The organism is Marinobacter halotolerans, from assembly GCF_008795985.1.
Lineage (GTDB): Bacteria > Pseudomonadota > Gammaproteobacteria > Pseudomonadales > Oleiphilaceae > Marinobacter > Marinobacter halotolerans.
Genome location: NZ_VMHP01000002.1, coordinates 1,059,849 through 1,073,911 on the forward strand (window position 1 = coordinate 1,059,849; position 14,063 = coordinate 1,073,911).

Below are 14,063 nucleotides of genomic sequence, written 5' to 3' on the forward strand. Positions count from 1 at the left end.
AAGTATCAGTCGGCGGCCGGGCCTTTGCCGATGTTGCGGCTTTGGTCCACCAGAATAAGCTCGCTGAGATCAAAGCCTTTCGCTTTGGCTACTGCTTTGAAATCCTCAATGGTTTCATCATCCACGTGGGGGCTGCGGGCCAGTAGCCAGAGGTAATCCCGATTGTAGCCGGTGATGTAAGCGGTCTGATAGTCCTCGTTCAGCCTGAACACGACGTAGGAGGCGTAAAACGGACCGAAGAAAGAGACTTTCAGGTGACCTGCTGCCGAATCCTCAACAGGCACCGCATGGCCATCTGCCTCCTGCCAGGCGCCCTCTTCCGAGGAATAACCACGGTTGATAACGGCAATACTGCCGTCCGGGTTCAAAGAGTATTCGGCCGTGACATTGGAAAGGCCCTGCTCAAAGGAATGGTCGAGCCGGACAATTTCGTACCAGGTGCCCTTGTACCGCTCCAGATCAAGCTCCGAGACCGGCTCAATGCCATCCGGCAGACCGGTGCAACCTGCCAACAGAACCATAGACAGCAGAACGCCCAGGCGTAACAGTTTCATAGGTCACTTCTTCCGGTAGATGATTCCCGGGCTGCAATGCACCATTTCATAAAGATGCGGCAGCCCGCTGAGAGATTCAGACGCACCCAGAATCAGGTAGCCACCCGGGTTCAGCGTGGCATGGATCCGCGTGAGGATGTCCTTCTTCAGCTCGGCTGAAAAATAGATCAGTACGTTCCGGCACATCACAATGTCGAACTTGCCCAGCATGTACCGCTCAAGCAGGTTGAGCTCCCGAAACTCCACCATGCTCTTGATATTGGACTTGATCTGCCAGCTTCCGCTCAATGAGGGGGTGAAAAACTGCTTCTGCCGCTCAGGAGACAGTCCGCGGCCGATGGCGATCATCTCGTATTCACCACTTCGAGCCACTTCCAGCACGCTTTTAGAAATGTCCGTTGCCGTAATTTTGACGTCACGGAGCTTTCCGGGACGCTGGCGACGGAATTCCTCAATGATCATGGCCACCGAATAGGGTTCCTGACCTGTGGATGCTGCTGCGGACCATATCCGTAGAGACTGGCTCGACTTTTTGTCGGCAAACTCGGGTAGCAGTTTTTCCTGCAGTATCCGGAACGGGTGATTATCCCGGAACCAGAGCGTCTCATTGGTGGTCATCGCATCGATGACCACTTCCCTCAGGTTGCTTCGCCCCGAGCGTTTGATGCGCTCCAGAAGCTCGCCCAGGGTCGACAGTTCATGCTCCTCCATGATCCGGCGCAATCGGCTTTTCACCAGATACTGTTTGTTTTCGCCTAGCAGGATGCCGCATGCCTCCTGCAGAAACGATTTAAAGGATTCGTATTCCTGTGGCGTTATTTCAGCTTTCATCGAAACCCGATTGTGGATGAGTCAGAATTTGACGTCAGGCTCACTGCTGGCCGTCGACGATTTCCATCACCCGCTCAGCGAGCTCATCAGGGCTGAACTTGGCCATGAAATCATCGGCCCCGACTTTGGTCACCATCGCCTTGTTGAACACGCCACTCAGGGACGTATGCAGCATGATGTACACGCCCTTGATTGCATCATCACTTTTGCAGCGCGTGACGAGAGTGTACCCATCCATCTCCGGCATTTCGACATCGGAGATAATCAGCGATAAATGGTCTGTCGCTTTGGAGCCGTCCGCCGTGATCTCCTTGAGAAAATCAAGCGCTTGCTTACCATCGTTCTTGGTGATCACTTCCATGCCAATAGCGGTCAGGCACCGTTCAATCTGTCTCCGTGCAACTGATGAATCGTCGACCACCAGGACTGGCAGCAGGCCGGGTGCACGGCTTTCACTTCGGGTCCGGAGTTCATCGGTAACGTCTGCTTCAAGGGGCGCCACTTCCGAGAGAATCTTCTCAACGTCTATGATCTCTACAAGCTTCTCATCAATGCGGGTCACAGCTGTGAGATAAACGTCCCTTCCCGCACCCTTGGGCGGCGGGAGTATGTCTTCCCAGTTCATGTTCACGATCCGGTCGACGCCGGCCACCAGGAACCCCTGGGTCTTGCGGTTGTATTCAGTAATGATCACAAAGCTGGTGCTCAGATCCTGCTGGGAAATGCCGGGAAGGCGGATCGACATGGCAAGATCGATGATCGGAATGGTCTCGCCACGAATATGCGCCACCCCTTTAACCATGGCTCGACTATTCGGTATCGAAGACAGCTTCGGGCACTGCAGTACCTCCTTAACCTTGAATACGTTGATACCGTATACCTGCTGCCCCTTTAACCGGAACAGCAGCAGCTCGAGCCGGTTCTGACCGACCAGTTGGGTACGCTGATTAACACTGTCTAGAACCCCTGCCATTCTTGTTCTCCTTCGCATATGTGCCGGGGGCGGCATACATCTTGCTCAAATTCTGTTTAAAGGCCTGCCAGAGGCAAAGCGGCGCCAGATAAATGGCGGCCAACCAAGGGCTTTACCGTATTAGTGACAGCATAGGACAAACCGAAGCATATGCGCATCATCATTTTCTTTGTCTATTTGTTAACCGCGACGCTCGCCAGCGCTTCGACCTCATCCGCGCAACAGATACACACGTCGGCAAAGCGTTTCCTTGAAGCCTTTGCTAAAGAACAGGCCGCCGAAGGCTATACCGTTAACCACAGTATTGGAAAATTGGATTCGCGGCTTTCCCTGGCGACCTGCAAGACATCACCGGCCGTATCGTTCAGTGGCGACCCCTGGGACACAACACACCCTTCCCTGCTGGTTTCCTGCGAAGGCGCACGTCCCTGGAGAATGTTTTTGCCGGTCACGCTGACTATTCGCGGCGAGGGACTGGTTGCAGCCAGGCCCCTGGCCCGTGGCGAAAGAATTACCGAAGCTGCAATAACTACCCGGTCGATTGAGCTGAACTCAACCCTGCGAGACCCGATACGGGACGCAAAACAACTGATTGGCATGGAAATGCGCCGCGGTGTAAATAGTGGAACCGTGTTCACCGCCAGCCTGCTTGAGGCTCCGGAAGCCGTTTCCCGGGGAGATCATGTCGTTATCTCTGCGGAATCGGGAGGCTTTTCCGTCAGATCCCGTGGCAAGGCCCTCGGCAGTGGCAGCATCGGTGAGCAGGTGATGGTGGAGAATCTTTCCAGCGCACGCACCGTACGGGCAAGAATTATTGCCCCCGGGCAGGTTAAAATACACATGTAACCTCAGGCAGTGGTTTGCCGGAACCGGCAAGTTTCTGCCGCTATTCAGAGTGTTAATCCCGAATGTGTTACATTCTGAAAGATTGTACTAAAGGTCTTTCGGGATCTGCCGTTAAAAAGATATAAACTTTTAGGGCCATTCCGATGGCCAGACAGCGAAGCAGGTATGATTATGTCAGTTGACTTTAATGGAATTGGCCCCGGCCAGGTCAACACTCAGCGGCCATCAGCGGACAAGGCGTCCGGCTCCCAAGCCCCCAACCAGGCTGGAACAGAGCAAGCCAAGTCCCAGGCCTCCAATAGTGCCCGTGGTGAGAATGTTAATCTGAGCAGCCAGGCAAAGAATCTGAAGCAGCTCGAACAGAAACTCGCCGACTTTCCGGAAATGGACGACGAGCGCATCGAACAGATTCGAGCGGCACTCGAAGATGGTTCCTACAAGGTAGATGCGCAGAAGCTGGCCCAGAAAATGCTTGAGATGGATGAAAGCATTTTCGGGTGAGTGAGCCATGTCGAACATTGATGAACTGAAAGACCTTCTGGGCCAGGATATCCAGCAGTTAGCCACACTGAAAGACATTCTGGCCCAGGAAAAGACCCTTCTCTCCAGCTCGGATGTCAAAGCACTGACATCCGTGACCAAGCAGAAAGATCATCATCTGAATCAGATTCGTGAGCGTGCAAAGGTAAAAATCCGGGTTCTCGTTGCCATGGGTTTTCGGCCAGATCTGGGCGAACCCTCACGCTTTCTGAGAAGTGCCGGTCTGGATGACGCCGTTTCTATGTGGGAACAGGCTTCCGAGGCTCTCAAGCAGTGTCAGGCGCTCAACCAGACCAACGGCCGCATCATTTCCCATCTGCAGAAGCGTCTGTCCAGACTGACGGAAATATTCCGGGGTGCCACCGGACAGGAAAAGCTATACGGCGCAAAAGGCCACGAAGAGGCCGTCTCGCACAGCAGTATACTGGCGAGCGCCTGATCGGAGGCCGTCAAGGCCGGTAAACGGTTAGCGGGTGCGGATCGTCATGCTGGAGCCGGCATGAAACTGAACGTCACTGATGATGATGTTGCCCATTGACGCGCCGGCTGAGCCCATCACCCGTATCTTATCCATGCGAATCTGCTCGATCCGCTCTGGCATCGCCAGCTCCAGGGCACCGTCATTGCGGATGGCAAACTTCGGCGCCCCTTCCCTGTAGTGAACACCGGTAACCGACAGGTCGGATTCCAGAAAATTCAGCACGGGCACGAACACATTGGCCGCGAACTCGAGCGCCTTGAGGGCATCGGGCCCTTTCTCGCCGGAATTTTCGGCCTGCTGAGCATCCGCAGGCATTGCGCTGATCTCGCTGACATGCTGAAAAAGACCAGCCTGGCCGCCCTGACCGGCCACACCGGCCATTTCTGCTTCGCTGAGAGGCTGGAACTTGCCCTCACCCATCATCTGCCCTGCATCCGCCGGGCTGAGCTCGCTTCCACTCTGGCTATTGGCGGCAAAGCTGATCATTGGCTGGAACGGTAGAACTGCCATGGTAACCAGTGCTGCGGCGTTGCGGTAACGGCTCTGATGGCGCAGAACGCGGTGAAGGTCGCGCTCGGTGAGCCATCCGGCCTCAACCAGAACTTCGCCCAGGCGCTTGCCGGAATCGCGTTGCAACCGGAGGCCGTCGTCCAGTTGGGTTTCCGACAGATAGCCGCGATTAACCAGCAATCGACCTAATCGAGATTTTTCCTCAATGCCCGGACGGTTTTTCACGGCTTGTATCCCCCAATTGTTGATCCAGGATGCCCACTGGTTGCGGACGCCATCCTGACCTATTTCTGGTAGCATTCTTTGCAAACCCCGACTGCCATTGCAGTATCGCAAGATCCTGCGCACAGCCAACCATGAGGACGAGTATAGAATGACAAATCTGGTAAAACCGTTTCGTTGTGTGATCCCTCTCCTGTTCTGTGTAACGACACTTCTGGCCTCAGGCCACGTGACTGCCGCAGAGCCCCTTCCAAAAGTGCTGGTAGAGACGAATATGGGCTCGTTCGAGGTCACGCTTCGCCCGGACCTGGCACCCAAAACCGTTAACAATTTCAAACAGTATGTGGCGGATGATTTCTATGACGGCACCATATTCCATCGTGTGATCCCCGGATTCATGATTCAGGGCGGCGGTTTCAACCGTGATCTGGAGCGACAGCCGACTCGTGACCCGGTAGTGAACGAAGCCAAATCCACCGCCAAGAATCTTCGCGGGACCGTTGCGATGGCAAGAACCAACGATCCTGACTCTGCCACCTCCCAGTTTTTCATTAATCTGGCTGACAACGGGTTTCTGGATGCCGGGGTTCGCGGTGCTGGCTATACCGTGTTTGGCAAAGTGACCGATGGCATGGGTGTGGTCGATGCTATCGCCTCGAAACCGACCGGGAGACAGGGTGGTATGGCGGATGTTCCTGACCAGCCCATTGTCATCACGAACATTTCGCTACTGCCGTGACCCTGCCTGAACAACCAGACCATGCGTTTCTCCGGCAGGATCGACTGGCGGAGCGATTCTCCGCCCTGAAGGCCGGCGAGCACTTTGTGATTGCAGAAACCGGCTTTGGCGATGGTCATCGCTTTCTGGCCACCTGGCAGCTATGGCGGGAATCAGCAGCCAGCAGCCAGGCCTGTCTTCACTTTATAACCGTTGTCGATCGCCCCCCGGCGCCGGAGGACGTAAAAGCTGCCGCGCGCGGACACTCACGTCTGGCTGAGGAACTGCTTCTGCAGTTTCCGCCCGCCATCGCCGGCCCACAACGGCTTGTTCTGGATGAGGGTCGGGTAAGACTGACACTCTATTTTGGTGAGCTTACCAGTGCCCTGACGGATCTTGATTTTCGCGCCGACGCCTGGTTTTTTGAGGATTTGAGCCATGGTCGGGATCAAGAGCTTATTCATAGGCACAGCAGCCAGGCGCTTGCCGGCGGCATAAACCAATCTCTGCCCGGGAAGATTGGCATCGTTGGTGCTGGTATTGCCGGCACACTGCTGGCCGCCAACCTTGCCGGGCGCGGCTTTCAGGTGACACTGATCGATCGCGCCGACTCCGTAGCGTCAGAAGCTTCCGGGAATCGCCAGGGCGCTCTATACGTCAAACTCGGCGTTGATTATAACGACCAGACCCGGCTCGCCCTTTCCTCTCTGCTGTTCAGCCAGCGATTCTACCAACAGTTCAAGGGTTACGGATGGCATCCCACCGGCCTGCTGCAATTGGCCTACAGCGCTACCGAAGCGGACCGCCAGGCAAGATTTCTTGCCAGAAACCAGTTCCCCAACGAGATTCTGGAGCCAGTCAGCGCGGACCAGGCAAGCCGTCTTGCCGGTATTCCGGTCCCCCATGCCGGGCTGTGGTTTCCACGCAGCGGCTGGCTTGAACCGGCGGCACTGTGCCGGAGCCTGTCGGACACACCCGGCGTTACCTATCGACCGGGTTTCGACACAAAGACCCTGGCAAAAAATGGCGAGAACTGGACGCTGAGGTCAAGCGAGGGGGAGTCTCTAGTTTTCGACCAGATCGTGCTCTGTGCAGGGGCGGATACCCCAGGGTTGATTCCGCTGGATGGCCAATACCGCATCAAACGGATCCGGGGACAGATTACCGAGGTCCCGGCGGGAAACGTCAATCCACCGGCACTGGTTGTCTGCGGCCCCGGGTATCTCAATCCGGTCCATAAGGGCAGCGCACTGGTGGGCGCGACCTTCGACCTGCATGATTCCTCACCGGCAGTGACTGCCGAGAGCAACCGCGAAAACCTTCGAATGCTCTCCGACTTTCTGCCAGAGGCCTTGAAATCAGCCGATATAGCGACCATTGCGGACCAGAGCTCAGGCCGGGTTGCCTTTCGATGCACAACCCACGATTATCAGCCAATAGCGGGGCCGATGAAAAACCGGGATGGCAGCGCCCTTGAGGGGCTGTGGTTATTCACGGGCCTGGGAAGCAAAGGCCTGACCTACTCGCCACTTCTGGCGGAATATCTGGCAGACCTGTTATCCGGGCAACCCCCCTGCCTTCCCCGAAATCTGATGAGGCGGGTAGAAACACAACGGTGTCATCGGCCGGGAAAAACAGAAAACTGATTGTGCGGCTGAGGAAACCGGGCTGTCGGCCGTTAAGGAATAAAAGGGCCTTGCCACAGGGAGCAGAATCCAATGTCTATTCATGTCAGTGAACCCGGGCGCCCGGTAGGCACCCGGCTGCCGGAAATATTCCGGGGGCGCCGTGTGGGAGATGTGACTGAACTGGAAGAGCTCCAGGACATCAATACCCGGCACAGCGAAGCTACCGACGCAGAGTTTCAGCAAGCCGCCAATTTCGGGCGCCATAAGGCTCTTGAGGAGTACGGCGCGGCAGCAGCAGGCGAGCCCAAGGAGCAAAGACCCTATCTCCCGGTATCCCGTATCTGTACACCCGCCATCGTCTCGCTCGCCGCAAGCGCCTCGGTAGATGAAGCACTGACTGTGATGGATGAGCGCGGCGTCAGCCATCTGGTCATCACCTCAGAAGATGTAGTTGCAGGACTGGTGGAATTACGGTGGCTGCTGGGCTGGCTATACGAAAACCAGGAAGCGTCGGCAGATTCCAGCCTGATCAATATCGAACTGCCCGCCTTCCTGACGGCGTCCCCAGAGACGGACGCCCACCAACTTGCCCGTCTGATGCTTGCTCACCAGTTGAATGCTGCATTGATTATCAATCCCGATGGCCGCCCAAAGGGCATTGTGACCAGCACCGATTACCTGAGGCTTTACGCCGATGCTGGCCGCCATGAGGGCGAGGTCTGATCAGGGGCCGGCGGGTTCGTTCAGCGGCTTACCCTCTGGGTTGAACAGGTTCAGTGTCCAGACCGTGCCTCCGGTCACATCCCGTTTGATAAGAGCGGTGATTTCGTCATTCCGATAGTTCGTTAAAGCCTCAACGATGCCGATGCCCGGGTCAGCAATGGCTATCTGCCGGTTCCATTGCTGGGAGGGTTCGATAATCGGCGTTTTGTCGCTGACGTCATCATTGTCGGCATCGTCGTCTTCATCTTCCTCGAATCGGGGCTGCCGGTTTCGACGGAACAGCGCCGGGTCCTTCAGCGTATTGGTCTGAACCGCCGGATCGTCAGTCAACACGCCATCCGTGGAGCCAGCGGCAACCAGGTCATCATTGAAGATCATGGCAGTTCGCAGTGTCTCGGTGGAAACGTCCTCTTCATCATTTGCCAGGTAGGTTTCCATCGCGGAACCAGCGGGCGTATAACCTAAAAGAAACCCGGCCTCGCTCTCCGTTGCGGTCCGGCGAAGCACTTTGACGCCCGCCTCCGTCACTACCCGGTAATTGTTGTTGCCGTTGCCAATAAGCCAGACAGTTCCTGCAGCGAAGAAGCCGTCCACCAGGCTTTCGTCAGCGTCGGTTCCCACCTGCTGCACATCGATTTCCTCACCGATGACCTGAAGGGTATAGAAGAATCCGTCTTTGCCACCAAACTGTGACTCACCTCCAACGGATCCGGACGAGTCACCAATCACTATGGGGATGGTATTCTGGATGCCACCGCCAACCACGCGCTCGTCATGGCTGACAGATTCAACCTGGCGCGCCCAGGCCAGTTCCGGTACCAAAAGCGGACCGTCCGGTTCGGTATCAATTCGCTGAACAAAGCTGGCAAGGCGGCCGCCAGGGGTATCTTCGGTGTCGAAAACGCCGCGGGTCACCCCGGTGACCAGAACCTCTCCCGAAGTTGATGTAATGCCGACCCAACGCGGAAAGTCATCTTCATCCGTGCCATTGACGAACTGCCAGTCCCGGGCGTAGTCCGCCGGTGCCAGGGCGCTGTCGTAGAACCAGCGCTGGGTCACTATATTGACGTTACCCGGTGTTGGGTTTCCGGCGTCATCCTCTTCCACCCCGAAAGACACTGCGAACTCGTAACGCAGCACGTCCTCGTCGCCGGATTCCACGTCCCGGGCAGCAAAAGCAATGACTGGCGGCGCGTCCAGGCTGACTGCCCGCGGGTACAGGCTTTTTTCGGATACCTGACTCCCCTTCTGGTCAATGACCCGCACCATCGGTCTGTTGTCGTCCGCCGAATCATAGCCGGCAATAAAAACCCGCCCGTTCTGGCCCATGGTCATGTCTGTGGGCACAAATCCACTTTCGGAACCGACCTCGGGCAAAATGGCCAGTTCATTGATGCTTACACGCAGTTCGTCATCCCGCTTCGATGCAGCGTAGTTGCTTCTGCCGGACTGATAGTTCGAATCCAGGCCCAGCAGCACGAACCGGTCGTTATCCGCAGGGTTGTTATAGGAACTGGCCGGGCTGGTGCTGACCCGGAAAGCTACCTCGTCGGTTCCAACAGGGAAAGTGATCAGGTCGGCATTGACCCAGTCTCCGGCGCCAGGGGTGGTTTCCAGCTGGAGCTCAAAATCCGTTCCCTGTATGGCATCGGACCCATCCTGTGGCCCGATCTTCGCGAAATAGACCTCTTCTTCCCGGTCGCCCTCAAGCTTTGCCACATATTCAGTCTGGGCACCCAGATTGACTACATCGCGCTTGCCACCGAGTCTGGTCTGTAGGCTGACCGTGGGCTCATCATCCTCAATCCGCAACGGTTCACTGACCCCGGTATTGGATGATCCAAGGCCTGCAATGCCAGAACGGACTTCGGTTAATGCAAAGCTGAACGCTTCAAGCTTTTCCGGTTCAAGATCATCAATCACTTCCAGACGCACATAACACTCGGTAATCCCCGGCTCAAGAGTCAGGACGCCTCTGGTAAGATTGCCGTCTTCATCCGACTGGTATTGTACATAGTCCGGTGTTGGCAGAACGCCGCCACTCCCGCTGCCAAGTCCGACAATGTCCCGCCCAATAATGGCTTCGTCGGAGTTTGCCAGGCCGGTATCACAACGCTGGTGATCAGGTGTAAATCCCTGGTCGCACCGGTTCGGATTGAAACCGGAACGCAGCTCAAAAGAAACGCGGATTCGGGTTACGGAAGGCTGGTCAAGATTCACCTGCACAAGAATCGGACGGGTGGTGGAGGTTTTCTCTTCACTACCGGTCACATTACCCGACTCATCGTAAAGGTTGATCGAGTAGGTATGCTCGCCCATGGGCTCGGTGACGGGTTTGGCACACTGGAAATCGGGAATCTCGTCGTCCTCGCCCTGACCGCTTTCCGGATTTTCTTCCGGCTCGGGAGCGGATTCCGAGTAATCACGGCTGACAACACTCAACTGGTTTTCCTGCACATCAATGCTGAAAGGCTGTGCGCCAGCAGTCGCTTGGTCATTACCGACGAGATTGATTCTGCTGGTCACGCCAAGATCTGCCCGGCCGCGCTGTCCGCCGGTGATGCCGGGCACACCGCGCATGATAATACCCTGGCGCGCATTGTTGGTGATGTCTTCCAGGGCGAGCCAGGACGGGGCGTTCGTCAGGGAATAGTTGAGGATGTCGTCCTCGTCCACGGCGCCAAAGTTATAGGAATATTCAACCCCAAGATAGGCATCTTCCGGTGGAACACCCAGTATGACGGGGTCTTCGGAGTCCCTCTCCGTTTTGCAACCCGCGACAACCAGCGCCAGCATGGCACAGGTCGCCAGACGCATCATGGAACCCTGGGCAGGAATAAGAATCCGGAAAAAGGAATCGGCGCGCATAAAAAGTCCGTTTCAGAGCTTTGTTTTTATGGGTGCTTTACACACCGTTACAGAACGGACTTATGGTAATCAATTTAGTCGGGCCGGGATCTGCGCGAGTTCTCAGATTCAGCCCACGAGCGTCCAGTGGCCCTTCAGGGCAGGTCGTGGCGGGACAAAAAGTCGATAAACGCTGAATCATCCAGCACCTGCACACCGAGCTTTTCGGCTTTGGCAAGCTTGGACCCGGCGGCCTCTCCGGCGACAACACAGGATGTCTTGGCCGAGACACTGCCGGCCACTTTTGCGCCCAGGCTTTCCAGGCAGGCCTTTGCTTCATCACGAGTCATGGTGGACAGGGTTCCTGTCAGTACCCAGGTTTCGCCGCTAAGGGGTTTTTCACCGGCGGTGATTTCCTCTTCCTGCCATTGGACACCGGCTTTGCGAAGCGCATCGAGTGTATCGATATTGTGCTTCTGATCGAAAAAGCTGCGGATATGGCCGGCGACCACAGGGCCAACGTCCGGAACAGCCTGAAGCGATTCCTCATCAGCGCGGCTGATCGCTTCCAGCGTGCCAAAATGGCTGGCAATCGCCTTGGCGGTCGCTTCACCGACTTCCCGGATACCCAGAGCGTAAAGAAACTTCCAGAGCACCGGCTTTCTGGACTGGTCAATGGCATTGATCAGGTTGTTGGCGGACTTGTCCCCCATCCGCTCTAACCCCGTCAGATCGGATTTCTTCAGCAGATACAGGTCTGCAACGGTATTAACCAGTTCCCGGTCAACCAGGATATCAATCCACTTGTCACCCAGCCCCTCGATATCCAGCGCCTTGCGGGACGCATAATGCCTGATAGCTTCCTTGCGTTGGGCGGGGCAGAAAAGGCCGCCGGAGCAACGGGCGACAACTTCGCCCTCGATCTGCACAATGTCCGAACCACAGACCGGGCATGTCGGCGGCAGACTGACCACGGACGCGTTTTCCGGTCGCCGCTCCGGCAATACCTTCACGACCTGGGGGATCACGTCCCCCGCCCGGCGAACAAATACCGTGTCGCCAATGTGGGCGTCCAGCCGGCGTATTTCGTCCATGTTGTGCAGTGTTGCGTTGCTGACCGTCACGCCACCGACAAACACCGGTTTCAGCCGGGCAACCGGGGTGATGGCCCCAGTGCGCCCCACCTGAAACTCCACATCCTCGATGACCGTGAGTTCTTCCTGGGCCGGAAATTTCTGGGCGATCGCCCAGCGCGGTGCTCTGGACACAAAGCCCAGCTTCTGTTGCAGCGCCAGACTGTTGACCTTGAATACAATACCGTCGATTTCGTAAGCCAGCTCGTTTCGTTTATCCAGCAGGCTTCGATAGGCTTCAAGACACTCATCGACACCGATCACCAGCCGCATTTCCGGGTTGGTGCGAAAGCCCCAGGTCTTTACCCACTGCAGGCTGTCCCAGTGGGTGGACGGCATCTCGCTCTCATCCTCAAGCGCCACGCTGTAGGCGCACACTTCCAGCGGTCGACGGGCGGTTACCGTTGGTTTCTTCTGCCTAAGGCTGCCGGCGGCCGCATTGCGCGGGTTCACAAAGGTCTTCTCGCCTTTCTGCCCCAGAACGCGGTTCAATTCCTCGAAGCCGGCTTTCGGCATATAAACCTCGCCGCGAACCTCAACCAGGGCTGGAATGGAATCGCCGCGAAGCTTCAGTGGGACCGACGGAATGGTGCGGATATTTTCAGTTATATCCTCTCCGGTGTAGCCGTCACCCCTGGTTGCTGCGCGAGTCAAAACGCCATTCTCGTAATGCAGGCTAACGGCAAGGCCATCAAGCTTGGGTTCGCCCACGTATTCGATGTCGTCGTCTGTTTTGAGGCGGTCTCTTACACGGCGATCAAACTCTTTAAGTTCGTCATCGGAGAAAGCGTTGTCCAGCGACAACATGGGAATGCGATGGGTTACTGACTCAAAAGACGTTTCCACGGAACTGCCCACCCGGTGGGTCGGTGAGTCAGCGGTGCGAAGGGATGGATACCGGTGTTCCAGTGATTGAAGCTCACGAAACAGTCGGTCGTACTCGGCATCCGGAATCGCTGGATTATCAAGCACATAGTACTGATAGTTGTGTTCGGTCAGCTGCTGGCGCAGCTCCTCGGCTCGCTGGGAAGCGTCTTTATCAGGTTGGTCTGTCATTGTCCCGGGGATCGTTTCTTACGCTCGAATTCGCGAATACGTTGACGGCAGTGCTCTATGGTTTGTGGCGTCATCACGCTCCGACGCTCGTCTTTAAGCTCACCGCCAAGATTCCGCACCACGCACTGGGCGGTTTCCAGCATGAATTCGAAAGCCTGAAGGGAATTGGACGGCCCCGGCATACTCATGAAAAAGCTGATTCCCGGCGTGGAGAGTGTCGGTATGTCCTCTGGCCGGAAAGTGCCGGGTTCGACAGCACTCGCCACACTGAACTGGACCGGGCTATGAGTGTCTGCCTGCTCGTGGCGATGGTAGATGTCCAGATCACCATGTTGCAGGCCACAGGCTTCAAACAGATCCCTGAGCTTTTCGCCACTGAAATTCTCACCGGTTTTGGCAAGTACGTTGATAACCACAACTTCCCGCGCTTCCGGGCGATTGGCACCGGCCAGCGGCTGATCCGAGGCCTTACTGGCCTGCTTGCGCCTTGCGGTATCTTCTTCCACCTCGGTAGTCACGGTCGGTGGCTCCGCCTTCTCAGCAGGCTTTGTAGCCCAGCCGGCCTCGATTTCGAGGTCTGTATCGTCGTCGGTGGCGGAAAAGCTTTCCTCATACCCGTTCGCTGACTCTGACTCTGTTTCCGGCTGACTCTGAGGCTCAGAGTCAGGCTCGGGTTCAGGCGTCGGTCTGGTGTCTTTTACCGGGCGGGTCGGTTTGGGGGTCGGGTTACCGAAACGGGGTTTTTGAGGCTTTACGTAGCCACGATCTTCAAGGGTGTCCCTGGAGATGGTTCGGGCGCCGCCGTTGGGCAGCTCCGGATTAAATTCATCATCCAGCGGTGATTCATCCAGGTCGTCGGCGCCCATCCCGGACGAGATAGCCACAGATTCCTTGCGCGCCCGACGCATACGCCGGATGCCATCTATAACAACCCCGATGACCACGAGGGAGCCAATGGCGATTAACCATTCCCTTAGAGACATAGTCTTACTGTCCTGTTT

Annotated in this window: 13 protein-coding genes; 6 read left to right on the forward strand and 7 right to left on the reverse strand. The window is 56.6% G+C overall.

Annotated elements, in window-relative coordinates; all coding sequences use genetic code 11:
- Positions 1-5: 5 nt before the first annotated feature.
- Genes FPL19_RS15230 through FPL19_RS15240 form a run of 3 tightly spaced genes read right to left on the reverse strand, consistent with a single transcriptional unit; the run spans position 6 to position 2,358 of the window.
- The gene (locus FPL19_RS15230) at positions 6-554 is read right to left on the reverse strand and encodes a lipocalin family protein (RefSeq protein WP_150913685.1); all 549 of its coding nucleotides are present in this window, start codon (positions 552-554) and stop codon (positions 6-8) included.
- 3 nt (positions 555-557) lie between these two features.
- A complete protein-coding gene (locus FPL19_RS15235) occupies positions 558-1,385 on the reverse strand; it encodes a CheR family methyltransferase (protein ID WP_150913687.1) in 828 nt (275 codons plus the stop codon).
- A gap of 40 nt (positions 1,386-1,425) precedes the next feature.
- On the reverse strand, positions 1,426-2,358 hold the full coding sequence (locus tag FPL19_RS15240; RefSeq protein ID WP_150913689.1) for a chemotaxis protein CheV: 933 nt from the start codon (positions 2,356-2,358) through the stop codon (positions 1,426-1,428).
- Positions 2,359-2,508: 150 nt separating this feature from the next.
- On the opposite strand from FPL19_RS15240, the gene flgA reads away from it, so the two are divergent.
- From flgA to FPL19_RS15255, 3 genes are all read left to right on the forward strand, one after another.
- Positions 2,509-3,204 carry a flagellar basal body P-ring formation chaperone FlgA gene (gene flgA, locus FPL19_RS15245; RefSeq protein WP_150913691.1) on the forward strand — a complete coding sequence of 232 codons (696 nt, stop codon included), beginning with the start codon at positions 2,509-2,511 and terminating at the stop codon, positions 3,202-3,204.
- Positions 3,205-3,375: 171 nt separating this feature from the next.
- Positions 3,376-3,705, forward strand: a complete 330-nt coding sequence (flgM, locus tag FPL19_RS15250; RefSeq protein WP_150913693.1) for a flagellar biosynthesis anti-sigma factor FlgM — start codon at positions 3,376-3,378, stop codon at positions 3,703-3,705.
- A 7-nt stretch (positions 3,706-3,712) separates the two neighbouring features.
- On the forward strand, positions 3,713-4,183 hold the full coding sequence (locus FPL19_RS15255) for a flagella synthesis protein FlgN (RefSeq protein WP_150913695.1): 471 nt from the start codon (positions 3,713-3,715) through the stop codon (positions 4,181-4,183).
- Between the two features lie 27 nt (positions 4,184-4,210).
- Here the strand turns inward: FPL19_RS15255 and FPL19_RS15260 are convergent, their stop codons facing one another.
- Complete coding sequence (locus tag FPL19_RS15260) at positions 4,211-4,960, reverse strand: pilus assembly protein PilB (protein ID WP_150913697.1); 750 nt, start codon at positions 4,958-4,960, stop codon at positions 4,211-4,213.
- Between the two features lie 148 nt (positions 4,961-5,108).
- On the opposite strand from FPL19_RS15260, the gene FPL19_RS15265 reads away from it, so the two are divergent.
- The 3 genes from FPL19_RS15265 (at position 5,109) to FPL19_RS15275 (ending at position 8,026) form a co-directional block, all read left to right on the forward strand.
- Positions 5,109-5,696, forward strand: coding sequence for a peptidylprolyl isomerase (locus FPL19_RS15265; RefSeq protein WP_150913699.1), 588 nt, complete (start codon positions 5,109-5,111; stop codon positions 5,694-5,696).
- Positions 5,693-7,321: an FAD-dependent 5-carboxymethylaminomethyl-2-thiouridine(34) oxidoreductase MnmC gene (mnmC, locus tag FPL19_RS15270; protein WP_150913701.1), complete on the forward strand. Its 1,629-nt coding sequence runs from the start codon at positions 5,693-5,695 to the stop codon at positions 7,319-7,321. Before FPL19_RS15265 ends, mnmC begins: the two co-directional genes overlap by 4 nt.
- Before the next feature lie 72 nt (positions 7,322-7,393).
- Positions 7,394-8,026 (forward strand): CBS domain-containing protein, encoded by a 633-nt coding sequence (locus FPL19_RS15275; protein WP_150913703.1) that lies wholly within the window; start codon positions 7,394-7,396, stop codon positions 8,024-8,026.
- On the opposite strand, the gene FPL19_RS15280 is transcribed toward FPL19_RS15275, so the two are convergent.
- The 3 genes from FPL19_RS15280 to zipA all read right to left on the reverse strand — a co-directional run bounded on the left by FPL19_RS15280 (position 8,027) and on the right by zipA (position 14,045).
- Positions 8,027-10,894, reverse strand: a complete 2,868-nt coding sequence (locus FPL19_RS15280; RefSeq protein WP_150913705.1) for a hypothetical protein — start codon at positions 10,892-10,894, stop codon at positions 8,027-8,029. It lies immediately after the preceding gene.
- Between the two features lie 134 nt (positions 10,895-11,028).
- Positions 11,029-13,062, reverse strand: coding sequence for an NAD-dependent DNA ligase LigA (ligA, locus tag FPL19_RS15285; RefSeq protein WP_150913707.1), 2,034 nt, complete (start codon positions 13,060-13,062; stop codon positions 11,029-11,031).
- The gene (gene zipA / locus FPL19_RS15290) at positions 13,059-14,045 is read right to left on the reverse strand and encodes a cell division protein ZipA (protein ID WP_150913709.1); all 987 of its coding nucleotides are present in this window, start codon (positions 14,043-14,045) and stop codon (positions 13,059-13,061) included. Before zipA ends, ligA begins: the two co-directional genes overlap by 4 nt.
- Positions 14,046-14,063 lie beyond the last annotated feature (18 nt).